The 24,677-nt window shown below is 74.0% G+C and carries 18 protein-coding genes; 6 read left to right on the forward strand and 12 right to left on the reverse strand.

The annotated features are described in order from the left end of the window. Positions 1–144 precede the first annotated feature (144 nt). The 6 genes from ACZ462_RS19545 to ACZ462_RS19570 form a co-directional block, all read right to left on the reverse strand. On the reverse strand, positions 145–663 hold the full coding sequence (locus tag ACZ462_RS19545) for a DUF4240 domain-containing protein (RefSeq protein ID WP_467809004.1): 519 nt from the start codon (positions 661–663) through the stop codon (positions 145–147). 155 nt (positions 664–818) lie between these two features. Further along, positions 819–3,503, reverse strand: a complete 2,685-nt coding sequence (aceE, locus tag ACZ462_RS19550; RefSeq protein WP_467808999.1) for a pyruvate dehydrogenase (acetyl-transferring), homodimeric type — start codon at positions 3,501–3,503, stop codon at positions 819–821. 232 nt (positions 3,504–3,735) lie between these two features. Beyond that, complete coding sequence (locus ACZ462_RS19555) at positions 3,736–4,359, reverse strand: GntR family transcriptional regulator (RefSeq protein WP_467809003.1); 624 nt, start codon at positions 4,357–4,359, stop codon at positions 3,736–3,738. Between the two features lie 201 nt (positions 4,360–4,560). Continuing rightward, positions 4,561–6,333 carry a 2-oxoglutarate dehydrogenase, E2 component, dihydrolipoamide succinyltransferase gene (gene sucB, locus ACZ462_RS19560; RefSeq protein WP_467808998.1) on the reverse strand — a complete coding sequence of 591 codons (1,773 nt, stop codon included), beginning with the start codon at positions 6,331–6,333 and terminating at the stop codon, positions 4,561–4,563. A 53-nt stretch (positions 6,334–6,386) separates the two neighbouring features. Then, positions 6,387–7,775 (reverse strand): dihydrolipoyl dehydrogenase, encoded by a 1,389-nt coding sequence (gene lpdA, locus ACZ462_RS19565; RefSeq protein ID WP_467808997.1) that lies wholly within the window; start codon positions 7,773–7,775, stop codon positions 6,387–6,389. 308 nt (positions 7,776–8,083) lie between these two features. Then, on the reverse strand, positions 8,084–9,619 hold the full coding sequence (locus ACZ462_RS19570; RefSeq protein WP_467808995.1) for a leucyl aminopeptidase: 1,536 nt from the start codon (positions 9,617–9,619) through the stop codon (positions 8,084–8,086). A gap of 349 nt (positions 9,620–9,968) precedes the next feature. Here ACZ462_RS19570 and ACZ462_RS19575 point away from each other — a divergent pair, with 349 nt between their 5' ends. The 5 genes from ACZ462_RS19575 to ACZ462_RS19595 all read left to right on the forward strand — a co-directional run bounded on the left by ACZ462_RS19575 (position 9,969) and on the right by ACZ462_RS19595 (position 16,699). Beyond that, complete coding sequence (locus tag ACZ462_RS19575) at positions 9,969–11,999, forward strand: hypothetical protein (protein WP_467808994.1); 2,031 nt, start codon at positions 9,969–9,971, stop codon at positions 11,997–11,999. A gap of 98 nt (positions 12,000–12,097) precedes the next feature. Beyond that, the gene (gene pelF, locus ACZ462_RS19580) at positions 12,098–13,609 is read left to right on the forward strand and encodes a GT4 family glycosyltransferase PelF (protein WP_467808993.1); all 1,512 of its coding nucleotides are present in this window, start codon (positions 12,098–12,100) and stop codon (positions 13,607–13,609) included. Next, positions 13,606–15,177, forward strand: coding sequence for a hypothetical protein (locus ACZ462_RS19585; protein WP_467808992.1), 1,572 nt, complete (start codon positions 13,606–13,608; stop codon positions 15,175–15,177). The genes pelF and ACZ462_RS19585 overlap by 4 nt, the downstream gene beginning before the upstream one ends. 47 nt (positions 15,178–15,224) lie before the next feature. Continuing rightward, positions 15,225–15,872, forward strand: a complete 648-nt coding sequence (locus tag ACZ462_RS19590; RefSeq protein ID WP_467809002.1) for a spherulation-specific family 4 protein — start codon at positions 15,225–15,227, stop codon at positions 15,870–15,872. Further along, entirely contained in the window at positions 15,869–16,699 is an 831-nt protein-coding gene (locus tag ACZ462_RS19595) for an endo alpha-1,4 polygalactosaminidase (RefSeq protein WP_467808991.1), read from the forward strand. Before ACZ462_RS19590 ends, ACZ462_RS19595 begins: the two co-directional genes overlap by 4 nt. A 31-nt stretch (positions 16,700–16,730) precedes the next feature. Here ACZ462_RS19595 and ACZ462_RS19600 read toward each other — a convergent pair whose 3' ends face one another. The 4 genes from ACZ462_RS19600 to ACZ462_RS19615 form a co-directional block, all read right to left on the reverse strand. Then, the gene (locus ACZ462_RS19600) at positions 16,731–17,963 is read right to left on the reverse strand and encodes a sensor histidine kinase (protein ID WP_467808990.1); all 1,233 of its coding nucleotides are present in this window, start codon (positions 17,961–17,963) and stop codon (positions 16,731–16,733) included. A 67-nt stretch (positions 17,964–18,030) separates the two neighbouring features. Then, on the reverse strand, positions 18,031–19,989 hold the full coding sequence (locus ACZ462_RS19605; protein WP_467808989.1) for a phosphatidylglycerol lysyltransferase domain-containing protein: 1,959 nt from the start codon (positions 19,987–19,989) through the stop codon (positions 18,031–18,033). A gap of 79 nt (positions 19,990–20,068) precedes the next feature. After that, positions 20,069–21,166: a nicotinate-nucleotide--dimethylbenzimidazole phosphoribosyltransferase gene (gene cobT, locus ACZ462_RS19610; RefSeq protein WP_467808987.1), complete on the reverse strand. Its 1,098-nt coding sequence runs from the start codon at positions 21,164–21,166 to the stop codon at positions 20,069–20,071. Between the two features lie 103 nt (positions 21,167–21,269). Next, on the reverse strand, positions 21,270–22,475 hold the full coding sequence (locus tag ACZ462_RS19615) for a bifunctional adenosylcobinamide kinase/adenosylcobinamide-phosphate guanylyltransferase (RefSeq protein ID WP_467808986.1): 1,206 nt from the start codon (positions 22,473–22,475) through the stop codon (positions 21,270–21,272). 104 nt (positions 22,476–22,579) lie between these two features. On the opposite strand from ACZ462_RS19615, the gene ACZ462_RS19620 reads away from it, so the two are divergent. Then, the gene (locus ACZ462_RS19620; RefSeq protein WP_467808985.1) at positions 22,580–22,792 is read left to right on the forward strand and encodes a hypothetical protein; all 213 of its coding nucleotides are present in this window, start codon (positions 22,580–22,582) and stop codon (positions 22,790–22,792) included. A 229-nt stretch (positions 22,793–23,021) separates the two neighbouring features. Here ACZ462_RS19620 and ACZ462_RS19625 read toward each other — a convergent pair whose 3' ends face one another. Continuing rightward, positions 23,022–23,780 (reverse strand): class I SAM-dependent methyltransferase, encoded by a 759-nt coding sequence (locus ACZ462_RS19625; RefSeq protein ID WP_467809000.1) that lies wholly within the window; start codon positions 23,778–23,780, stop codon positions 23,022–23,024. Positions 23,781–23,830: 50 nt separating this feature from the next. Then, positions 23,831–24,439: a DUF3043 domain-containing protein gene (locus tag ACZ462_RS19630; protein ID WP_467808984.1), complete on the reverse strand. Its 609-nt coding sequence runs from the start codon at positions 24,437–24,439 to the stop codon at positions 23,831–23,833. Positions 24,440–24,677 lie beyond the last annotated feature (238 nt).

Below are 24,677 nucleotides of genomic sequence, written 5' to 3' on the forward strand. Positions count from 1 at the left end.
CCGCCCCAGCGCAGGCCGGGGCAGCAACGGGCGTATGAGGTCCCACTCGGCGTCGGACAGTTCATGGCGACGTATCACCACTCCATGATCCACAACCCAAGATCACTTTGACGACAGGCCCTAGGGCCTGTCCGGCCCCCGCCCTCAGCCCCTGAAGCGGTCCCACAGCCGGGGGAAGCGCTCCGCCAGCACGGCCTCGTCCTCGAAGTCGAGCGGGGTGCCCGCCGGCTCCGCCGCCTGGAGCGGGACCCCGAGGTCGGGGGCGACCGCCCCGGTCAGCTGCTCGTACGCCTCGTCGGCTGCGTAGCCGAGCTCCTCGCCGTCGCCGTCGACGTCCTCGTCGAATTCGTCGAGGAGCTCGGCCAGCGTGTCCGGGTCGTGGAGGGCGCCCTCGAAGACCTCCCGCCCCTGGCCGATCAGCCAGCAGCGGAAGTAGTCGAAGGCGTCGTCGCTCGCGCCGTCGAGGAGCACCCAGGCGGCGCCCCACAGGTCCCAGGTGTACGCCCGGTTGTACCGGGACTCGAAATGCCGGGCGAAGTCGAGGACGGAGTCCGGGTCGAGCTGCGCCAACCGGTCCACGAGCAGCTCGGCGTGCTCCTCGGGGTCGCCCTCGGCGGCCTCCCGGGTGCTGTCGACGATCTCCCAGAACTCCGTCTCGTCCATCACGGCATCCAGCATCACGGGTCGGCCGGTGGCCCGCCACCGCGAGAATCCGACAGGGGCCCCGGAAACGCCGGAGGCGGCCCCGCCCCTGCCAGGGGGAGGGGCCGCCTCCGCGGCTCCGGGTCCGCGCGCCGGCTCGCGGGCCGGCGGCCGGCTCAGAGGCCGTAGCGCTCGCGCGCCTCCTTCACGGACGACGCCGGCACCTCGCCGCGGCGGGCGAGCTGGGCCAGCGCGGCCACGACGATCGACTGGGCGTCGACGCCGAAGTGGCGGCGGGCGTTGTCGCGGGTGTCGGAGAGGCCGAAGCCGTCCGTTCCCAGCGAGGAGTAGTCCTGCGGGACCCACTGGCTGATCTGGTCGGGCACCTGGCGCATCCAGTCGGAGACGGCCAGGACCGGGCCCGGCGCGCCTTCCAGCACACGGGTGACGTACGGGGTGCGCTCCTCGCCGCGCAGCAGGGCCTCGTCGGCCTCCAGCGCGTCCCGGCGCAGCTCGCCCCAGGAGGTGGCGGACCAGACGTCTGCGGCGACGTTCCACTCGGCGGCCAGCAGCCGCTGCGCCTCCAGGATCCAGTGGATCGCCGTACCCGAGGCCATGAGCTGGATCTTCGGGGCGTCCGCGGCCGGCGCCGCCTCGCCGAGGTCCGCCGCCGTGTTGAAGCGGTAGAGGCCCTTGACGATGCCCTCCTCCACGCCCTCGGGCATGGCCGGCTGCGGCTTCGGCTCGTTGTAGACCGTCAGGTAGTAGAAGACATCCTCGGGATTCTCCCCGTACATGCGCTTCAGACCGTCCTTGACGATCACCGCGATCTCGTACGCGAACGCCGGGTCGTAGTTGAGCGAGGCCGGGTTGGTGGCCGCGATCAGGTGCGAGTGGCCGTCGGCGTGCTGGAGGCCCTCACCGGTCAGGGTGGTGCGGCCGGCGGTCGCGCCGACGATGAAGCCCTTGCCGAGCTGGTCGGCGAGCTGCCACATCTGGTCGCCCGTGCGCTGCCAGCCGAACATCGAGTAGAAGATGTAGAACGGGATCATCGTCTCGCCGTGCGTCGCGTACGACGTGGCGGCGGCGATGAAGTCGGCCATGGCGCCGGCCTCGGTGATCCCCTCGTTGAGGATCTGGCCGTCCTTGGCCTCCTTGTAGTACATCAGCTGGTCGCGGTCGACCGGCTCGTACGTCTGCCCCAGCGGCGAGTAGATGCCCGCGGACGGGAACAGCGACTCCATGCCGAAGGTGCGGGCCTCGTCGGGGACGATCGGCACCCAGCGGCGGCCGGTCTCCTTGTCCCGCATCAGGTCCTTGACCAGGCGGACGAAGGCCATCGTCGTGGCCATCTCCTGCTTGCCGGAGCCCTTGAGCAGCGGCGCGAAGGACTTGTCGGCCGGCTGCGGCAGGGCCACCTGGTGGACGCGGCGGGCCGGGGCCGGGCCGCCGAGGGCCGCGCGGCGCTCCTGGAGGTAGCGGACCTCGGGGGAGTCGGCGCCCGGGTGGCCGTAGGGGACCACGCCGCTGTCGAAGGCGCTGTCCGGGATCGGGAGTCCGAGCAGGTCGCGCATGCCCTTGAACTCGTCGATCGTCAGCTTCTTCATCTGGTGGTTCGCGTTCTTCGACTCGAACCCGGCGCCCAGGGTGTAGCCCTTGACGGTCTGCGCCAGGATGACCGTCGGCGCGCCCTTGTGCTCCAGCGCGGCCTTGTACGCGGCGTACACCTTGCGGGGCTCGTGGCCGCCGCGGGAGGTGTGGAAGCACTCGGAGATCTTCGCGTCGGACAGCAGGGCGCCGAGGGCCGCGAGGGCCGGGTCGCCGCCGAAGAAGTGCTCGCGGATGTAGGCGGCGTCGCGGGTGGCGTACGTCTGGAACTGCGCGTCCGGGGTCTCGCGGAGGCGGCGGACCAGGGCGCCCGTGGTGTCGAGGCGGAACAGCTCGTCCCAGGCGGAGCCCCACAGGGTCTTCACGACGTTCCAGCCGGCGCCGCGGAACTGGGCCTCCAGCTCCTGGACGATGCGGAAGTTCGCGCGGACCGGGCCGTCGAGGCGCTGCAGGTTGCAGTTGACGACGAAGGTCAGGTTGTCGAGGCGCTCGCGGGCCGCGAGGGCAAGGGCGGCCGTCGACTCGGGCTCGTCCATCTCGCCGTCGCCGAGGAAGGCCCAGACGTGCGAGTTCGAGGTGTCCTTGATCCTGCGGTTCTCCAGGTAGCGGTTGAAGCGCGCCTGGTAGATCGCCGACAGGGGGCCGAGGCCCATGGAGACCGTCGGGAACTCCCACAGCCACGGCAGGCGCCGCGGGTGCGGGTAGGAGGGCAGGCCGTTGCCGCCGGCCTCCTGGCGGAAGTTGTCGAGCTGCTGCTCGGAGATGCGCCCGTCGAGGAAGGCGCGGGCGTAGATGCCGGGGGAGGCGTGGCCCTGGATGTAGAGCTGGTCGCCGGAGCCGTCGGCCTCCTTCCCGCGGAAGAAGTGCTGGAAGCCGGTCTCGTACAGCCAGGCGGCGGAGGCGAAGGTGGCGATGTGGCCGCCGACGCCGTACTTGGAGCCGCGGGTCACCATGGCGGCCGCGTTCCAGCGGTTCCAGGCCGTGATGCGGGCCTCCATCTCCTCGTCACCGGGGAAGTCCGGCTCGGCGGAGGTGGGGATGGTGTTGACGTAGTCCGTCTCCAGCAGCTTCGGCAGGGCGAGGCCGGCGCTCTCGGCGTGCTGGAGGGTGCGGCGGAGCAGGTATTCGGCGCGGCGCGTACCGGCGGCCTTGGCGACGGCGTCGAGGGAGGCCGCCCATTCGGCGGTCTCCTCGGTGTCGCGGTCCGGGAGCTGGTCGAGCTCGCTCGGAAGCTTTCCTACGGGGTCGGACATCGGTGTGCGCCGCCTTCCGGACAAAGGAGAGGTGGTGAAGAAGATCCCTGACGGGCAGGACAGGGGGGCGGACTCCGGTGGGGGTCCGCCCCGACTGTAAATCCCTGATCGATGATCGATCAAACGTTTGCGGTCGAGATGGCGGACATCAGGCAAAAGTCGGCACCGGGTGCCAGGGATTCAGGCACCCGGTGCCGGTCAAATGCGGTGGAAACGGACTCCTGTCGTTGTGTCAGGCGCGCGGCGCGCACCCCAGAACATGCCGCTTGACCAGCACGCCGATGTCGGGGTCCCGGGTGCGGAAGGCCTGCACGAGGGCCTCGTGCTCCTCCGCGTACGACTTCTGCACCGTCCCCAGCCAGCGGATCGACAGGGCCGTGAACACCTCGATGCCCAGGCTCTCCCAGGTGTGCAGCAGCACGCTGTTCCCGGCCGCCCGCACCATCTCCCGGTGAAAGCCGACCGTGTGCCGCACCTGCGCCGTGCCGTCCTCCAGCCGGTCCGCCTCCCACAGCGCCGCCACGTGCGGCTCCAGCGCCGAGCAGTCCGCAGCCAGCCGCGGCGCCGCCAGCTCGGCCGCGATCTGCTCCAGGCCGGCCCGCACCGGGTAGATCTCCTCCAGGTCCGCCGCCGACAGGTTCCGCACCCGTACGCCCTTGTTGGGCGCCGACTCGATCAGCCGGAGCGTCTCCAGCTCCCGCAGGGCCTCGCGCACCGGCGTCTGGCTGACCTCCAGCTCGACGGCGATCCGCCGCTCGACGATCCGCTCGCCGGGCTTCCAGCGCCCGCTGACGATCCCCTCCACGATGTGCTCGCGGATCTGCTCGCGCAGGGACTGCACGACGGGTGGGGTGATCATCGGGGCTTCATCTCCTGTGAAGTCGTGCACAGCTCTGATGCGTAGACAATACGGCGCAGTAGCCGCACGGGAAGGGTCCGCGGACGGGGTCGCCGGGTGAGGCTGGTTACAGCCGCGGAGAACGACGGCGCCCCCGCCCGGATCGGTTCCGGGCGGGGGCGCCGTGGTGCTGCGACGGGGGGCCGTCGGCTGGGGGCCTTACAGGCCGAGCTCGACCTCGAACTCGCCGGCCTCCAGGATCGCCTTGACCGCGGTGAGGTACCGGGCCGCGTCCGCGCCGTCCACCAGGCGGTGGTCGTAGGAGAGGGTCAGGTACGTCATGTCGCGGACGGCGATGACGGTGCCCTCGGCGGTCTCCTGGACCACCGGGCGCTTCACCGTGGCGCCGATGCCGAGGATCGCGACCTGGTTCGGCGGCACGATGACCGTGTCGAACAGGGCGCCGCGGGAACCGGTGTTGCTGATGGTGAAGGTCGCACCGGACAGCTCGTCCGGGGTGATCTTGTTGCCGCGGACCTTGCCGGCCAGGTCGGCGGTCGCCTTGGCGATGCCGGCCAGGTTGAGGTCGCCCGCACCCTTGATGACCGGGGTCATCAGGCCCTTCTCGGAGTCCACGGCGATGCCGATGTTCTCCGAGTCGAAGTAGGTGATGGTGCCCTCGTCGTCGTTGATCCGGGCGTTGACGACCGCGTGGGCCTTCAGCGCCTGGGCGGCGGCCTTGACGAAGAACGGCATCGGGGAGAGCTTGACGCCCTCGCGTGCCAGGAAGGAGGCCTTGGCCTTCTCCCGCAGCTTCATGATCTTGGTGACGTCCACCTCGACCACGGACGACAGCTGCGCCTGCGAGTGCAGGGCCTTCATCATGTTGTCGCCGATGACCTTGCGCATGCGGGTCATCTTGACCGTCTGGCCGCGCAGCTCCGAGACCGCGGCGGCCGGGGCCTGGGCGGCCGGGGCGGCAGCGGCGGCGGGAGCCGGGGCGGCAGCGGCCTTGGCGGCCTCGGCGGCGGCCAGGACGTCCTGCTTGCGGATACGGCCGCCGACGCCGGTGCCCGTGACGGTGTTCAGGTCGACGCCGGACTCCGAGGCGAGCTTGCGCACCAGCGGGGTCACGTACGCGCCCTCGTCACCGGCGGAAGCCGGAGCCGCGGGAGCGGCCGGAGCCGCCGGGGCGACCGGGGCCGGAGCCGGCGCGGCCGGCGCGGCCGGAGCCGGCGCGGCGACCGGGGCCGGAGCGGCCGGAGCCGCCGGGGCGGCAGCCGGAGCCGGAGCCGCCGGAGCCGCCGGAGCCGGAGCGGCCGGAGCCGGAGCGGCAGCCGGGGCCGGGGCGGCCGGGGCCGGGGCAGCGGCCGGAGCCGCGCCGGCGACGCCGATGACGGCGAGACGGGCGCCGACCTCGGCGGTCTCGTCCTCGCCGACCAGGATCTCCAGCAGCGTGCCGGACGTCGGCGCGGGGATCTCGGTGTCGACCTTGTCGGTGGACACCTCCAGCAGCGGCTCGTCGGCCTCGACCGTCTCGCCGACCGCCTTCAGCCAGCGGGTGACGGTGCCCTCGGTGACCGACTCGCCCAGCGCGGGCAGCACGACGTCGGTGCCGGACGCGGCGGGCGCGGCGGCAGCGGCGGGGGCCTCGGCGGCCGGAGCCGGGGCGGCAGGCGCCTCGGCCGCGGGGGCCTCGGCGGCCGGAGCCGCGGCCTCGGCGGCCGGGGCGGGGGCCGCGGCCGGAGCGCCGGAGCCGTCGTCGATGACGGCCAGCTCGGCGCCGACCTCGACGGTCTCGTCCTCGGCGACCTTGATCGAGGCCAGGACGCCGGCGACGGGCGAGGGGATCTCGGTGTCGACCTTGTCGGTCGACACCTCCAGCAGCGGCTCGTCGGCCTCGACGCGCTCGCCCTCGGCCTTCAGCCAGCGGGTGACAGTGCCCTCTGTGACGCTCTCGCCGAGCGCCGGAAGGGTTACGGAAACCGCCATGGTTTCAGTTGCTCCTTGTGAAAGTGCGGAAGTGGTCGTCGCGCCCGGGACGATCAGTCGTGGGAGTGCAGCGGCTTGCCGGCCAGGGCCAGGTGGGCCTCGCCGAGCGCCTCGTTCTGCGTCGGGTGCGCGTGGATGAGCTGCGCGACCTCGGCCGGCAGGGCCTCCCAGTTGTAGATCAGCTGGGCCTCGCCGACCTGCTCGCCCATCCGGTCACCGACCATGTGGACGCCGACCACGGCACCGTCCTTGACCTGGACGAGCTTGATCTCGCCCGCGGTCTTCAGGATCTTGCTCTTGCCGTTGCCCGCCAGGTTGTACTTCAGGGCGACGACCTTGTCCGCACCGTAGATCTCCTTGGCCTTGGCCTCGGTGATGCCGACGGAGGCGACCTCGGGGTGGCAGTACGTCACGCGCGGAACGCCGTCGTAGTCGATCGGGACGGTCTTCAGGCCCGCCAGGCGCTCCGCGACCAGGATGCCCTCCGCGAAGCCGACGTGCGCGAGCTGCAGGGTCGGGACCAGGTCGCCGACGGCCGAGATCGTCGGCACGTTCGTCTGCATGTACTCGTCGACCAGGACGTAGCCCCGGTCCATCGCGACGCCCTGCTCCTCGTAGCCCAGGCCCTGGGAGACCGGGCCGCGGCCGATGGCGACCAGCAGCACCTCGGCCTCGAAGGTCTTGCCGTCGGCGAGGGTGACCCGCACACCGTTCTCGGTGTACTCGGCCTTCTCGAAGAAGGTGCCCAGGTTGAACTTGATGCCGCGCTTGCGGAAGGCGCGCTCCAGCAGCTTGGAGCTGTTCTCGTCCTCGACCGGGACGAGGTGCTTCAGGCCCTCGATGACCGTGACGTCGGTGCCGAAGGACTTCCACGCCGAGGCGAACTCGACGCCGATGACGCCACCGCCGAGGATGATCGCGGACTGCGGCACGCGGTCCAGGACCAGCGCGTGGTCCGAGGAGATGATGCGGTTGCCGTCGATGTCCAGGCCCGGCAGGGAGCGCGGCACGGAACCGGTCGCCAGCAGGACGTGGCGGCCCTCGACGCGCTGCCCGTTCACGTCGACGGACGTCGGGGAGGACAGGCGGCCCTCACCCTCGATGTACGTCACCTTGCGGGAGGCGACCAGGCCCTGGAGGCCCTTGTACAGGCCCGCGATGACGTCGTCCTTGTACTTGTGCACGCCCGCGATGTCGATGCCCTCGAAGGAGGCCTTGACACCGAACTGCGCGGCCTCGCGCGCCTGGTCGGCGATCTCACCCGCGTGGAGCAGGGCCTTCGTCGGGATGCAGCCGTTGTGCAGGCAGGTGCCGCCGAGCTTGTTCTTCTCGATCAGGGCAACGTCCAGACCCAGCTGGGAAGCGCGCAGAGCCGCGGCGTAACCGCCACTGCCACCGCCGAGGATCACTAGGTCGAAAACGGTGCTGGCGTCGTTCGCCACGTCACGTCCTCCATGCATGTGCGCCGGGCACCGGTCCTCTGTGACCGGGCGGCGGCTGGTATTCGGCCGCTTGTTTCTTCGGCCCTGTGGTGGGGGCCCTGTCCTGCCGAGAACCCATCTTCGCATTTGTCGGGGGAACGCGGGACGCCGGGCCCGGACTGTGGCAGGTCGTTCTGCCGGAAGGGAGGGTTACCGAAGCGTAGAAACCTGCGGATTTCGTTGTGGGCGACCACCCCGGCCCCGCGGACCTGCGGTCCGGGGCCGGGGTGCGTCGTGCGTCACACCGCGGGGGCGGCGGGGCGGGGCGGTCAGCCCAGGTCGCCCGTGGCCGTCCGCTCCGCCAGCCGCACCAGGGTGCGCACGGCCGAGCCGGTGCCGCCCTTGGGGGTGTAGCCGTACGGGGCGCCCTCGTGGAAGGCGGGGCCGGCGATGTCGAGGTGGGCCCAGGTGATGCCCTCGCCGACGAACTCCTGCAGGAAGAGGCCGGCGACCAGGCCGCCGCCCATCCGGACGCCCATGTTGGCGATGTCGGCGGTGGGGGAGTCCATCGTCTTGCGCAGGTCCGCGGGGAGCGGCATCGGCCAGGACTGCTCGCCGACCTCCTCGGCGATCTCGTGGACCGCGGTGCGGAAGGCGTCGTCGTTGGCCATGATGCCGAAGGTGCGGTCGCCGAGCGCCAGCACCATCGCGCCCGTCAGGGTCGCCACGTCGATGATCGCGTCCGGGTTGTCCTCGGACGCCTTGGTCAGCGCGTCGCCCAGGACGAGGCGGCCCTCGGCGTCGGTGTTGAGGACCTCGACGGTCTTGCCGCTGTACATGCGCAGCACGTCGCCGGGGCGGGTGGCGGAGCCGGAGGGCATGTTCTCGGCGAGCGCGAGCCAGCCGGTGACGTTGACGGGCAGGCCCAGGCGGGCCACCGCGACGACGGAGGCGAACACGGCGGCGGCACCGGACATGTCGCACTTCATGGTCTCGTTGTGGCCGGCCGGCTTCAGGGAGATGCCGCCCGAGTCGTAGGTGATGCCCTTGCCGACGAAGGCGAGGTGCTTGACCGCCTCGGAGTGGGTGTAGGTGATCTTCACCAGGCGCGGCGGGTTCTCGGAGCCCTTGCCGACGCCCATGATGCCGCCGTAGCCGCCCTTGGTGAGGGCCTTCTCGTCGAGCACCTGCACCTTGAGGCCGTGCTCCTTGGCGGTGGCGGACGCGATCGACGCGAACGCGGCCGGGGTGAGGTCGTTCGGCGGGGTGTTGATGAGGTCGCGGGCGGTGTTGACCTCGGAGGCGACGACGATCGCGCGCTCGACCGCGGCCTTCTGCTCCTTGTCGCGCGGCTTGGCGCCGAGCAGGGCCACCTCGGCGAGGGGGCGCTTGGGGCCGCCGTTCTTCGCGGCCGCGCCCTTCTTCTCGCCGCCCTGGTAGGAGGTGAAGGCGTACGCGCCGAGCAGCGCGCCCTCGGCGACGGCGGTGACGGCGGAGGCGTCCTCCAGGGGGAGGGCGAACGCGGCCTTCTTGCTGCCGTGCAGCGCGCGGGCCGCGCAGCCGGCGGCGCGGCGCAGCGCCTCCTCGTCGAACGACTCGTCCTCGTCCGGCGCCGGGCCGAGGCCGACCGCCAGCACGACCGGGGCCTTGAGGCCGTCCGGGGACGGCAGCTTGGTCGTCTCGCCTTCGGCGCCGGTGGCGCCCAGCGCGTCGAGAACGGCGGCGAGCCTCCCGTCGTACGCCTTGTCCACGGCCTCGGCGCCCGCGGCGACGACGGGACCCTTCGGGCCCTTCGCCACGCCGACCACGAGGGCGTCGGCGCGCAGCGTCGCCGCGCCGGCAGTGCTGAGAGTCAGAGCAGTCACGGTGGTGAGGTCTCGCTTCCGTTTGTGTTGTGGGCCGAGTGGGTGGACGGCCTTCCGGCAGCGATCGTATTCCGGCCCGGCGGCCGCCAGAAATGAGCCTACGCGTACGGGTCGGCCCGTATGCCACTCGAAGGTTTGCCACGGCGTTCGAACAGGAAGCCCCCCGGTTCACCCGTCCGTGGTCTTCGCCCCGGGTTTGCCTCTTCGCCGCCCCGGGCTGCCGCGAGACTCGGGCCACACGAGCGCAAGGGGACGCGGGGTTCCTTTGCACGATTTCCACAGAGCCTCCCCGGCCCGGCCATCCGCCCGGTCCGCGGCCGGGGTGGTGCCTGCGGGGGGAAAGGCCGACATGGTCACAAGGAACCGGACGAGCAGGACCGCGGCAGCCCTGGCGGCCGCCGCGCTGATGTCCGTGGCACTGCCCGCCGCGTCCGCCGAGGCGGCGGCCGCCACACCGCGCATCGACCTGAAGGTGCTCGTCGTCGACGACGGCGGCAGCTCGGTCGAGGCGATCACCGCGGAACTCCGCGACACCGGGGTCCCCTACACGCGCGTCCTGCTGGGCGCGAGCGGCCGCCCGGTCATCGACGCCGCCTTCCTCAGCGACACCGTCGACGGCCGGCCGCGCGCGAAGTACCAGGGCGTGGTCCTGCCCAACGAGAACCCGTTCGGGGAGGGCTCGGCCGAGATGGCCGCGCTCGCCTCCTACGAGTCGGCGTTCGGCATCCGCCAGGTGGACGCCTACACCTGGGCCCACCCGGGGGTGGGACTGGAGTACACCGACAACGGCGGGTACAGCGGGCAGCTCGACGGGACGCGGGCCGCCGTCACCGCCGCCGGCAAGGCCGGCCCGTTCGGCTACCTCGGCGGCGAGGTCGCCTTCGAGGACAACTCCGCCCTCGTCCCCGAGAGCTACGGCTTCATGGGCCGGCCGAGGGAGGGCTACACCAGCTTCGTGGACGCGCCCGCCGGCGCCGGCCGCGCCTCGCTGGTCGGCGAGTACGCGCATGACGGGCGCACCGAACTCGTCGTCACCTTCGGCTACAACCAGCACCAGCGGCAGTTCCGGCTGCTGGCCCGCGGCATCGTCGACTGGCTCACCCAGGGCGTCCACCTCGGCCGCAGCCGCAACTACTTCGCGGTGCACGTCGACGACGTCTTCGCACCCGACGCCCGCTGGAACACCGAGCTGAACTGCACGCCCGGCGACTACGCCTGCGCGGGCGGCGAGGGCCGGGAGAGCACCATCCGGATGACCGCCGAGGACGCCCGGTACGCCGCCCAGTGGCAGCAGGCCAAGGGCTTCAAGCTCGACATGCTCTTCAACGCCGGCGCCGGCGAGGAGTGGAAGGCCGAGAACGGCGGCACCGACGCCCTCACCGCGCAGCTGCTCGCGGACAAGGCCCAGTACCGCTGGCTCAACCACACCTACACGCACCCCTACCTCGGCTGCGTCCAGGACACCGCCGCCACCCCGTGGACCTGCACGAAGGACGCGCAGGGCAACATCCGGTACATGAGCCGCGCGGAGATCTCGGCGCAGATCCGCGACAACGTCGCCTGGGCGGCCGCCAAGGGCGTCCCCCTCGACCGCACCGAACTCGTCACCGGCGAGCACTCCGGGCTCAAGACGCTGCCGCAGCAGCCCCAGGACAACCCCAACCTGGCCGGGGCGCTCGCCGACAACGGGGTCAAGTGGGTCGGCAGCGACAACTCCCGCGAGCCCGCCCAGCGGCCCGTAGGCGCCGCCCTGACCGTCCCCCGCCACCCGATGAACGTGTACTACAACACGGGCACCAACGAGGAGATGGCCGACGAGTACAACTGGATCTACACCAGCCGCGCCCACGGCGGCAGCGGCCTCTGCGAGGACGACCCGGCGACCTCGACCTGCCTGCCCGCCCCGCTCGACACCGCCACCGGCTACCTCGCCCACATCGTCCCGCAGGAGGCCCGCACCGCCCTGCGCCACGTGCTGGCGGGAGACCCGCGCCCGCACTACGTCCACCAGTCCAACCTCGCCGAGGACCGCACCCTCTACCCGGTCCTGGACCGGGTCCTGGACGAGTACCGGACCCTCTTCGCGCCCAGCACGCCGCTCGTCAACCAGAGCATGAAGGACACCGGCGTCGAACTCGGCCGCCGCGCCGCCTGGGACAAGGCGCTCGCCGCGGGCCGCGTCACCGCCTACCGCATCGGCACGACCGTCACCGTCAAGGCGCCCTCCGGCGTCCTCGCCCCGGTCACCGCGCCGAACGGCACCCGCAAGCAGCTCCTGCTGGGCACCGCCGAGTTCGGCACCGCGTACGCGGGGACCCGCTCCGCCTGGACCGGCCCCGAACCGCTGCAGAGCTCGGTGGTGCTCCGCCTGCCCGGCTGAGCCGGCCCTTCCGATCCATCCGGCCGAGCGGGCCGCGCAGCCCGCTCGGCCGCTGTCCTGCGCGAACCGACGCAACAGTCCTTGGGGGGACACACCGCATGAGCCATGGGCGCCATGTCACCATGCTCACCGAAGGCACCTACCCGCACGTCCACGGGGGCGTGAGCACCTGGTGCGACCAACTGGTCCGGGGCATGCCGGAAGTCGACTTCAACGTCACGGCCCTGACCGGCACCGGCCGCGAGCCCGTCGCCTGGGAGCTGCCGCGCAACGTCTACCGGCACACCGCCTTCCCGCTGTGGGGGCCGCCCCCCGGACGCGGCCGAAGGCTCCCGGGCGGCCGGGCGCGGCGCCGCTTCCACGAAACCTGTGAAACCTTCCTGCTGTCCCTGCTCGACCCCGCCGCCGGCGGATTCCGCGAGGCCCTGCGCGAGTTCGCCGTCCTCGCCCGCGCCGGCCGGCTCGCGCCGGCCCTGCGCTCCGAGTCCGTCCTGCGCCTGCTCATGTCCGTCTGGAATCGCCCCGGCCTGGCCACCGCCGCCGCGGCCCCGACCGTCCACGACGCGCTGGCCGCGACCGACCTGCTGGAGCACGCGCTGCGGCCGCTGTGCGTGCGGATCCCGCCCGACTGCGTCGCGCACGCCGTCAGCAGCGGCCTCGCCACCCTCCCCGCCCTCGCCGCGAAACACCTCGACGGCGTCCCGTTCCTCCTCACCGAGCACGGCATCTACCTGCGCGAGCGCTATCTCGGCTACCGCACCGCGGCCCAGCGCTGGCCCGTCAAGGCCCTCGTGCTCGGCTTCTACCGCGAGCTCAACACCGAGGGCTACCGGCAGGCCGACCTGATCACGCCCTGCAACCGGTACAACCGCCGCTGGGAGGAGCGCGGCGGCGCGCCAGCCGACCGGATCCGCACCGTCTACAACGGCGTCGACCCGCACGCCTTCCCCGACGCCGGGCCCGAGCCGGAGGTGCCCACCCTCAGCTGGTGCGGCCGCATCGACCCCATCAAGGACCTGGAGACGCTCCTGCGGGCCTACGCGTCCATACGCCGCGAACTGCCCGAGCTGCGGCTGCGCCTGTTCGGCCCGGTGCCCGCCGGCTGCGAGGACCACAAGGCCGGCCTGGAGAAGCTGGCCGCCGAACTCGGCATCGCCGACGGCGTGTCCTGGGAGGGCCGCATCGAGCGGGTCGCCGACGCGTACGCCGCCGGCAGCATCGTCATGCTCTCCAGCATCAGCGAGGGCTTCCCCTTCAGCATCATCGAGGCCATGTCCTGCGGCCGAACGACCGTCTCCACCGACGTCGGGGGCGTCCGCGAGGCGGTCGGCGACACAGGGCTCGTCGTCCCGCCCCGCGAGCCGGAGACCATGGCCCGCGCCGCCCTCGCCCTCCTGCGCGACGACGCCCGCCGCGCCGAACTCGGCCGGCTCGCCCGCCGGCGCGTCGTGGAGAAGTTCACCCTCCACCAGTCCGTCGACGGCTTCCGCCACATCTACCGCGAACTCGCCGGCCAGCCCCTCCTGCCCGTCCACGACGGCGACACCTGGACGCAGCGGCTGGCCGACCCCTGGTACCGCGAACTCGCCGCCGACGGGAGCCTGTGGTGAGCGGATCCCTCTGGCTGCACGCCCCCGGCGGCGACACCCTGCCCGCCGTCCCCCGCCCCCGCCCCGCCGGCCCCGGCGCGGCCGCCCGCGATCCCCTCGACGAACTCGCCGACCGCTTCGGAGGCGTCGCGGCCGCCGCCGTCCACCCCGACGAGATCGCCGCCGTCCTGGAGTCCGACGGGATGACCGACGAGCACATCCGGCTCGCCTACGGCCGCCCCGACTCCTTCTCCCTCGCCGAGGAGCTCTACGCCCGGGTGCCGCGCGCCCACCCCGAGCCCGACCGGCACCCCGACCCGTGGAGGGTCCCCCTCGGCCCCTGCCTGCTCCGCGGGATCGTCTTCGCGCTGCCCGGCCTCGCCTACGTCGTCGGCGCCCCCTTCCTGGAGGGCCCGCCCGACCGGCTCGGGCTGCCCGCCGGCACCCTCACCCTCGTCGCCGGCGCCCTCATCGGCTGGGTGTGGGACCAGGCCCTCTCCCACCGCGCCTACTCCTGGCTCGGCCTCGGCGACCGGGCCGCCGCCGGGCGGACCCTCCTCCTCGGCGCGCCCGCCGGCGCGCTCCTCGGCACCGCCGCCGCCTACGCCGTGCCCGGTGCGCCGCCCTTCAGCCACGCCTTCGCCGCCGGGCAGGCCGCCTACGTCGGCGCCGCCACCGTGCTGCTCGTCCTCGGCCGGGAGCGGCTGCTGTTCGCGGCGCTCTCCCCGATGGCCGCCGGAGCCGTCCTCGCCCTCGCCGTCGACCTGCCCGCGGCGCTCCGCGCGTCCCTGCTCGCCGCCTCCCTGCTCGCCGCCTGCACGCTCGCGGCGCGGGAGCTGCCGCTCGCCGCCGGCGTACGGGCCGCCCGGCGCCGGATCCGCCGGCGCGCGGCCGGACACCGCCGGCCCGGCCGCCGCCACCGCCGGGCCGCCGCGGCCGGCGCGTCGTGCCCGGTCCGCTGGCGCATGCTGCGCGGGCCGGATGAGCCGTACGGGCCGGGCGGGCCGCGCCTCGCGGACTCGGTGCCGTACGGGGTCTTCGGTCTCGGCACCGGCCTGCTCGTGCTGTACACCGCCCTCGGCGAGGTGCTCGCCGGGGGGCCCGCCGAAGCCGTCGCCGCGCCCTCCGCCGTCGCGCTCACCCTCAGCATGGGACCCGCCGAATGGCTGCTCCACCGCTTCCGCAGCGGCACCCTCGCCGGGCTGCGCGCGGCCCGCTCGCCACGGCGGTTCCGGCTGCGGATGCTCGGCGTGCTGGCCGGCTGCCTCGCCTCCTACCTGGCCGTGCTGCTGGCCCTCGGCCTCGCCGGCACCCTGTGCTGGCCGGGGGCGCCGCCGCTCGCCGGGGCCCGGGCGGCGACGCTGCTGCTGCTCGGCGCCGTGCTGTGGACCGGGCTGCTGCTCCAGTCCTTCGGGGCCGTCCGGGCCGCCGCCGCCGTCTGCGCCGGCGCGGCCGCCGCGCAGAGCCTGGCCCTGCTGCTGGAGTACGGTCAGCCCCGCACGGTGCAGTTCGCCGTGGCCGGCACCGCCGCGGCCGTCCTCGCCGTCCTCGCCTGCCTGCTCCTCGGCCGGGCGACGGCACACCGCTGACCGTGACCGCGTACGACACGTACGGCACGTACGAGAAGAAGGACGCCATGCTGCTGGTGCCGCTCTACGAGCATCCCGCCGACCGGCCCGACGACTGGGAGCTGCTGATCCGCTCCGCCGGGCGGCTGCACTCGGTGGTCCTCAACCCGGCCAGCGGGCCGGGCGAGGCCCCCGACGAGCGGTTCGAGGCCGTCGCCCGGCGGCTGCGCGCGGCCGGGGTGCCCGTCCTCGGGTACACCGACACCGACTACGGGCGGCGCCCGCACGCCGCGGTCGTCCGGGACCTGCTGCGCCACCGCGACTGGTACGGGGCCGACGGGGCCTTCCTCGACCAGGCCGCGCCCGACCCGGCGCTGCTGCCCCACTACGGGCGGCTCGCCGTCGCGGCCCGCGCGGCGGGCGCCCGCACCCTCGTCCTCAACCACGGCGTCCACCCGCACCCCGGCTACGCCGAACTCGCCGACCTGCTCGTCACCTTCGAGGGGCCCTGGGACGCCTACCGGGACGCGGCCGTGCCGCCCTGGACGGCCGACCACCCCGCCCAGCGGTTCTGCCACCTCGTCTACGCCGTCCCGCCCGGCGCGCCCGCCGCGGAACTGGCCGAGCAGCGCGGCGCCGCCGTCCACTGCGCCGTGCCCGGGACCGGCGCCCACCCCTGGGGCACCCTGCCCCACGCCCTGGAAGCCGCCCGGTGAACCGCCCGCGGATCCGGCCCCGCCGGCCCCTGCTGCTCCTGCTGCCGCTGCTGCTCCTGGCCGCGGCCTGCACCGGTCAGCCCGGCGACGACGCCGCCCCCGACAGGGCGGCCGACCCGGTGCCGGGGGAGCGGTGGCGGCCCGGGCCCGTCACCTCCTGGCAGTGGCAGCTCACCGGGAAGCTCGACACCTCGGTGGACGCGCCCGTCTACGACGTCGACGGATTCGACACCGACCGCGAGCAGGTCGCGACCCTGCACAAGGCCGGGCGCCGGGTCATCTGCTACCTGTCGACTGGCGCCTGGGAGGACTTCCGGCCCGACGCGGCCGCGTTCCCCGCCGAACTCCTGGGCCGGGGGAACGGCTGGGAGGGGGAGCGCTGGCTGGACATCCGGCGCACCGCCGAGCTGGAGCCGCTGATGGCCGCCCGCTTGGACATGTGCCGCGACAAGGGCTTCGACGCGGTCGAACCGGACAACATGGACGGGTACGCCAACGAGACGGGCTTCCCGCTGACCGCGGAGGACCAGCTGCGCTACAACCGGCTGATCGCCCGCCTCGCCCGCGACCGGGGCCTCGCGGTCGGGCTGAAGAACGACCTCGACCAGGTCCCCCAGCTGGTCGGCGACTTCGACTTCGCGGTCAACGAGCAGTGCGCCCAGTACGACGAGTGCGAGCGGCTGGCCCCGTTCACGGCGGCGGGCAAGGCCGTCTTCCACGTCGAGTACGAGCTGCCCGCGAGCCGGTTCTGCGCCCAGACCCGGAAGCTCGGATTCGCCTCGATGCAGAAGAAATACGACCTGGGGGCCTGGCGCAAGCCCTGCTGAGCGGGGGCGGCGGCCCGCCCCCGCCCGCGGTTCACTTCACCGGCAGGGTGACGTGGACCCGGTAGCCGCCGCCGAAGCGGGGCCCGGCGGAGCAGGAGCCGCCCAGTGCGCCGGCCCGCTCCCGCATCCCGAGGAGGCCGTGCCCGCCGCCCGGCCCGTCTCCCGGGGCGGGCTCCGCGCCCGCGCCGGCCGCGGCGGCGCCGCCGTCGTCGAGGACGGTCACCTCGGCCGAATCCCCGACCCGCACCACGCTGACCTCGGCGCGCGCCTGCGGCCCCGCGTGCTTGCGGACGTTCGTCAGCGCCTCCTGGATCACCCGGTACGCGGCGAGGTCGACGGCGGCCGGCAGCGGGTCGGCGTCCCGGCCGAGCTCCACCATCACCTTCACCGGCAGCCCCGCGTTGCGGAAGGTGTCGACCAGATCGTCCAGCCGGGCGAGGCCGGGGGCGGGCTCGGTCGGCGCCTCCGGGTCCCCGGACTGGCGCAGCAGGCCGACGGTGGCGCGCAGCTCGTTCAGCGCCGACCGGCTCGCGTCGCGGACGTGGGCGAGGGCCTCCTTGGCCTGGTCGGGTCGCCGGTCCATGACGTGCGCGGCCACCCCCGCCTGCACGTTGACGAGGGCGATGTGGTGGGCGACCACGTCGTGCAGGTCGCGGGCGATCCGCAGCCGCTCCTCGGCGACCCGCCGCCGCGCCTCCTCCTCGCGGGTCCGCTCGGCCCGCTCGGCGCGCTCGCGGATCGCGTCGACGAACGCCCGCCGGCTGCGGACGGCGTCGCCGGCGGCCGCGGCCATGCCCGTCCAGGCGAAGATGCCGATGTTCTCCTGCGCGTACCAGGGCAGCGGCCCGGCGAGCATGGCGATGCCGGTCATCCCCGCCATCGTGAGCAGCGCGATCCGCCAGGTGGTGGGCCGGTCGGTGCGGGAGGCCAGCGTGTACAGGGCGATGACGGCCGCCATGGCGACGGGGGCCCGCGGCTCGCCGGTGGTCAGCTCCAGCAGGGACAGCGCGATGGTCGCGGCGAGGACGGCGCGGACGTGGCGGCGCCGGAACACCAGCGCCGCCGAGGCCAGCACCATCAGCAGCAGGGACAGCGGATCGGGGGTGCGGGTGCCGAAGGTCGGGCCGTGCGGGCCGTGCGGATCGGCGAACGAGCCGACGACCATGGAGACGAGCGCCCCGAACGCGAGGACGGCATCGGTGGCGAGCGGGTGCGCGCGCATCCAGTGCCGGGTGGGGGCGAACGGCCCGAGGTCAGTCGTCATCCCGCCTACGGTACGGGGTGCGGGCCGGGGGCCCCGCCCGCCGGGGGCGGGGCCTTCGCAGGTCCGGTCAGCGGTTGGTCTCCAGGTGCCGGCGGTTCAGCCACTTCGGCAGCCCCGGAGCCTCCAGGAAGCCCTCGGCCCGGCCGGCCGCGATGCCGATCCGCAGCAGGTCGGAGCTCTTCTCGAACAGCATGAACCGCGGCTCCCAGATCGGCCGGTACTTGGCGTTGGCGCGGTAGAGCGACTCGATCTGCCACCAGCGGGAGAAGAAGCTCAGCAGCGAGCGCCACAGGCGCAGGACCGGGCCGGCGCCGAGCCGCGAGCCGCGCTCGAAGACCGAGCGGAACATCGCGAAGTTCAGCGAGACCTGGCTGACGCCGATCTCCTTCGAGCGCTCCAGCAGTTCGATGACCATGAACTCCATCAGGCCGTTCTCGGAGTCCCGGTCACGGCGCATCAGGTCGAGGGAGAGGCCCTTGGGGCCCCAGGGCACGAAGGACAGCAGCGCCCTCAGGTCGCCGTTGCCGTCGGTGCACTCCAGCATCACGCACTGGCCGTCGGCCGGGTCGCCGAGGCGCCCCAGCGCCATCGAGAAGCCGCGCTCGGTGGCGCCGTCGCGCCAGTCGTCGGCCCGGCGCACCAGTTCGGCCATCTCCTCGGCGGGGATGTCGGCGTGGCGGCGGATGCGGACGCTGTATCCGGCGCGCTTGACGCGGTTGAACGCCTGCCGGACGGTCCGCATGGCGCGGCCCTCCAGGGTGAACTCGGCGGTCTCGACGATGGCCTCGTCGCCCAGCTCCAGCGCGTCCAGGCCGTGCCGGGCGTAGATCTGGCCGGCCTCCTCGCTGGCGCCCATCACGGCCGGCACCCAGCCGTGCTCGCGGGCCTCGGCAAGCCACGGCTCGATCGCGCCGGGCCAGGCCTCGGGGTCGCCGATCGGGTCGCCGGAGGCGAGCGAGACCCCGCCCACGACGCGGTAGGTGACGGCCGCCTTGCCGGTCGGGGACCAGATGACGGACTTCTCGCGGCGCAGGGCGAAGTAGCCGAGGGAGTCGCGGTCGCCCTGCCGGGCGAGCAGCGCGCGCAGCTTCTCCTCGTCCTCCTCGGTCAGCGGGTCGACGGCGCGGCGGGAGCGGAACGCGGCGAGCAGCACGGCCAGCAGCAGCACCATCGACATCACGTTGATGACGACGTCGACCCAGGCGGGCGTGGTGATGGCGGCGTAGTCGCGGGCGTCGGGGTCGAGGGTGATCAGCCGCATCGCGCCGTAGCGCCAGCGGGCCAGGAACGATGCCTGGGAGGCGTCCGGGTCGGTGTTGGCGGCGCCGACGATCAGCGCGGCGAGCAGCGAGGTGACGAGCAGGCCGACCGCGGCGACGGCGGTGGCGAGCTTCGGGTTCGAGCGGTCGCCCTTGGCGTAGAACTCCCGGCGGCCCAGCAGCAGGGCGCCGACGAAGGCGGCGGTCAGGGCCAGCGAGACCCAGTTCTGCGCGTGGTCCCGGAACTCCGGGTAGCACAGGTCCGGCCCGCTGCCGGTGCACGGGGCGAAGGCGGCGGTCGCGAAGGCGAGCAGCAGCAGGCCGGCCAGGACCAGGTTCAGGATCCAGGCGGCCCGCTTGCGGCGGCCCATGGTCACCGCGAGGAGCAGGGAGAACAGGCCGGAGGCGAATCCGGCGGTCAGCAGGTACGGGGTGTAGAAGTCGGCGGTGTTGTGCCGGCGCAGGTCCTGCCCGAGCGACACCCACACCGCGCTCAGGAAGTTGACGAAGGTGACGGCGCGCAGGTACCAGACGGCGAAGGCGGCGCTGCGCCGGGAGCGGGCGGACCCGCGGCCGGAGCCGGGGCCCCCGTCGTCCTTGCGTCCGGCACCGTCCTTGCCGCTGCCGGACGGGGTGTTGGCGGAGGTGCCGGCGGTTCCCCCGCCGGCGGTCTGTGCTGGTTTCGCCTTCTGTGTCGCTTGTGTCTTCTGTGCGGCCTGTGCGGCGTTCCGGTCGATATCTGCGCTGGTCAAGCGGGCCTCTCCCATGAAAGCCGATCATATGGGGCGCCGCCGACCGCGAACGGCCGTCCCGCGGGGCCGCGGCCCGGTGCCACGGCCCGGCGGCTCAGCCCTGCTGCGCCGGCTCCTCCGGCTGCGGCTCCTGCGGCTGCGGCTCCTCCGCCCGCTCCGGCAGCTCCGCCGCGAGTGCGGCGGCCGCCTGGACGAGCGGGAGGGCCAGCAGCGCCCCGGTCCCTTCCCCCACGGTGACGCCGTGGGACAGCAGGGGGTTGAGTGCCATCCGGTCGAGGGCCTTGGCCTGCGCCGGCTCCCCGCTCGCCTGGCCGGCCAGCCACCAGTCCGGCGCGCGGAACGCCGCGCGCTGCGCGACCAGCCCGCAGGCCGCCGAGACGACGCCGTCGAGGACGACCGGGGTGCGGCGCACCGCGCACTGCAGCAGGAACCCGGTGATCGCGGCGACGTCCGCGCCCCCCACCGCGGAGAGCAGGGCCAGCTGGTCGCCCAGGACGGGCCGGGCCCGGCGCAGGGCGTCGCGGATCGCCGCGCACTTGCGCATCCAGGCCAGGTCGTCGATCGGCACCCCGCCCCGGCCGGTGACCACCGACGCGTCGGTGCCGCACAGGGCGGCCACCAGCACCGCGGCGACCGTGGTCCCGCCGACGCTGAGGTCGCCGAGGACGACCAGGTCCGTGCCGGAGTCGGCCTCCTCGTCGGCGATCCGGACACCGAGCCGCACCGCGGCCTCGGCCTCCTCCCGGGTGAGGGCGTCCTCGGTGTCGATGCGGCCGCTGCCGCGCCGCACCCGGTGGCGGACGACGTCCTCGGGCAGCAGGCCCGGCTCGCAGTCCAGACCCGCGTCCACCACCCGCACCGACGCGCCGAACCGGCCGGCGAGGACGGAGACCGGGCTCGCGCCGTCGAGGACCGAGCGCACCAGGGCGTGCGCGCCGCCGGCGGGCCGGGCGGACACCCCGGCGGCGGCGATGCCGTGGTCGGCGGCGAACAGGACGACCCGGGGCCGCTCGACCGGCCTGACCGGAACCCGGCCCTGCGCGGCTGCCAGCCACTCGGCGAGCTCGTCGAGCCGCCCGAGGGCCCCCGCCGGCACGGACAGCCGCTCGCGGCGCTCCTCGGCGTCCCGCCGGACTCCGTTGTCGGGGCGCTCGATCAGGTCGGAGAAGTCGTCGAGATTCAGCGTGGTCATCTGCCAGAGCGTACAGCCGGTGAGGCCCTGCCCAAGCCCGGCGGGACCGCCCCCGCGGGCGCCCCGGCGCACGCCCTGGAGCCGCCCCCGGGGCACGGCGGCGTCAGTCCTTCAGGACCAGCGCCTGACCCGCCACCACCAGCAGGACGTGCTCGCACTCGGCGGCCACCGCCGCGTTCAGGCGCCCGAGTTCGTCCCGGAACCGGCGCCCCGAAGCCGTCGCCGGGACGACGCCCGAGCCGACCTCGTTGCTGACGGCCACCACCGTGCGCCGGGTCGCCCGTACCGCCGCGACCAGCTCCGCGGTCCGCTTCCGCAGCTCCTCCCGGCCGCCGGCCTCCCACACCGCGTCGTCCCAGGCCCCCGCCCGGTCCATCGCGTCCGTCAGCCACAGCGCCAGGCAGTCGACGAGGAGCGGCGGGCCGCCCTCCGCCAGCAGCGGCACCAGGTCGCAGGTCTCCACCGTCCGCCAGCTCGCCGGCCGCCGGTCCCGGTGCAGTCCGACCCGCGCCGCCCACTCCGCGTCCCCCGCACGGGTGCCCGACGTGGCCGCGTACACGACCTCGGGGAAGCCCTCCAGCCGCCGCTCCGCCTCCACCGACTTCCCCGAGCGGGCGCCGCCCAGCACCAGCGTCCGCCGCGGCAGGTCCGGCACCGCGTGGTACTCGCCGACCGTCACCGTCGCCCCGTCCGGCACCGCCCGCGCCCCCGCCGCCGCGCACCGCCGCTGCAGCTCCCGGCCCGGCGGCACGTCGTGGTCGAGGTGCACGGCGATGACGTCGGTCGTCGGCCCCGCCGCCCCGCTCGCACGCAGCCGCGCCAGCGCCTCCGGCCGCCCCAGCACGTCGGCCAGCACCATGTCGAACGGGCGCTCGGCCATGGTGCCGTTCGTCCCCGCGGGCGCCCCGCCCGGCGGCAGGTACAGCAGCCGGCTCCCGTCCGGGCCGACGACCTCGTACCCGGTGCCCGGCGCGTCCATCGGCACCGCCCGCACCCGGTGCCCGCTGATCACGGCGAGCTCCCGCCCGTCCGGCACCCGCCCCGCCGTCGGCAGGCCCGGCGGCAGCTCCACGGGCGGCCCGTCGTGCGGATGGGTGAGCAGGACCTGCCGGACCCCGGCCAGCGAATGGCCGGCGCGGGCGCCCGCGAGGACCGCCCCGGGGGTCAGGTCCAGCAGCAGCGCCCCGTCGACGAGCAGGGAGGTCGCGGCGCGCGCCAGCGGGCCGACGGAGACCGCGCAGGCCGCGCAGGGACAGCCGGGGCGGGGCAGGCCCTCGGGGGTTCCGGTGCCGAGCAGAGTGAGTTCCACGAGAAGATCCTCCCGCGTACCCGGGAGTGGTGCGCGCCCGGCTACTCTGCGGGCAGACTCAAGGCGAGCAGCGGACGAGCAGCGGACGAGCAACGGAGGCGGACATGGCGTGGACGTGGCGTTTCGAGACGGCCGACGGCAGCCCGGCGGCGCCGGCGGTGGAGCCGGAGGAGTTCACCACGCAGGGCGACGCGGAGTCGTGGATCGGCGAGTACTGGAGGGACCTGCTGGAGGGCGGCACCGAGCGGGTCAAGCTGTCGGACGACAGCGGCGCCGAGGTGTACGCGATGAGCCTGCGCGAGGCCCTCGACGCCTGAGCGGCGGACACACGTGTGCCCCGGGACCCGTCCAGGGCCCGGGGCGCGGTCGTCCAGGGGGTGTTGCGAAAGTCCTGTGCGGTGCCCGGTGCGTGCTCTCGGCGTGCCGGGCGAAGGCCCTCGTACCGGGCGTACTCGGGGCTTCGGCCGGTGCGGCGGGAGTGCGTGCCGGGCGCCGCGGGCGCCGTGCGGGACCTTCGCAACATCCCTAGGGGGGCGGCGGTCCGGGTCAGCCCCGGACGCCGCACAGGTGGAGCAGCGCCGCCACGGCGCGGTACGGGTCGGTGCGGCCCGCGCGGTCCTCGGCGGCCAGGAGCCGGTCCAGCTCCTCCTCAGGCGGGAGCGCCGAGCCCGCCTCGGTGCCGTCGGTGAAGACGCGCACCCCGTACCAGGCCTGGAGCGGGGCGCCGATCCCGGACAGCGTGCCCGTCAGCTCGGACAGCCGGTCCGCGCGGACCTCCAGGCCGAGCCGGTTGGTGTAGTCGACGGACTCGAACGCGGCGAGCGCGCCCGGCCAGTCGCCGTCGAGCCCGGGGCGCATCGCGAGCGCGTCGCCGTTGCGGACGAGCAGGGACAGCAGCCCGCCCGGGGCCAGCATCCGGGCGAGCCCGGCGAGCATGGCGTCCGGCTCCGGCACGTACATCAGTACGCCGTGGCACAGCACGACGTCGAAGCTGCCCGGCGTGAAGTGCGCGCCGGTCTCCCGGCCGTCGCCCTCCAGGAGCCGAACCCGCTCCTGGATCCCGGCGGGCTCCGCGGAGAGCGCCTCGCGGGCGACCTCCAGCATGCCGGGGTCCTTCTCCAGACCCGTCACCCGGTGTCCGGCGCGGGCGAGACGCAGCGCCTGGGTGCCCTGGCCCATGCCGACGTCCAGAACGCGCAGCCGCTGCCCCACGGGGAAGCGCTGCGCGATCTGCTCGTCGATCTGCCGGCCGACGAGTTCTTGGCGGACGGCGTTGCGCAGTCCTCCCAGGCCCTCGAGCCACAGCCGGGCTCCCCCCGCGAAGCCGTCCCCCGACACTCCGGACGGCCGTCCGCTCAGGGCCGTTCCCCGCGCTTGACCTGCGGCTTCGGCAGCCGGAGGCGGCGCATCTGGAGGGTGCGCATCAGGCCGTAGGCGACGGCGCCGCGGCGCGGCTGGTCGGCGAAGCGCTCGTTCAGCGCCTTGCGCAGGCGGAACGCCAGGGCCGCGGAGTCGAAGATGATCAGGGCGATCACGGCGAGCCACAGCAGCAGTGCGGCGTTCTGGATCGACGGGACCCGCACCATGCTCAGCACGAGGATGATGACCGCGAGCGGCAGGAACATCTCGGCGACGGAGAAGCGGGAGTCGACGAAGTCGCGGACGAAGCGGCGCACCGGGCCCTTGTCGCGGGCGGGCAGGTAGCGCTCGTCACCGTTGGCCAGGGCCTCGCGCTGCCTCGCCAGCTCCACGCGGCGGCGCTCGCGGGCGCGCCGCATGTCCTCCTTGCGGTTGCCGGTCGAGGCCACCACGGCCTTGCGCTGCGACTGGGCGACGGCGCGCTTCGGCGTCGGGCGGCCCTTGGGGGCCTGCGGGTGACGGGGCTGCGAGGGCTCGGCGCTCACCTTGTCGGCGGCGGCGGCCTTCTCTTCCTTGGAGGAACGGCTACCAAACACAAAACCCAAGCCTACGTGGTCGGCGACTGCTGCCCCACCCTGCCGGGGAACGATCCGGCAACGGCGGGCGTCTGGACCGGTGCAGGGTTCGTGCGGCGGCCGGGGGCACCCGGAGGCGCGTCTCATCCTCACGCCCTACCGGGGCCGGGGCACAGTCGTCCTCGAGGAGGAGCGCATCCGCTCACGAACAGTGCGGTAATGGAGACAGGGCCCGTACTGTGGGTCTTGTTGGTCGTCTGGAGCGAAG

The organism is Streptomyces sp. NPDC031121 (assembly GCF_055570615.1).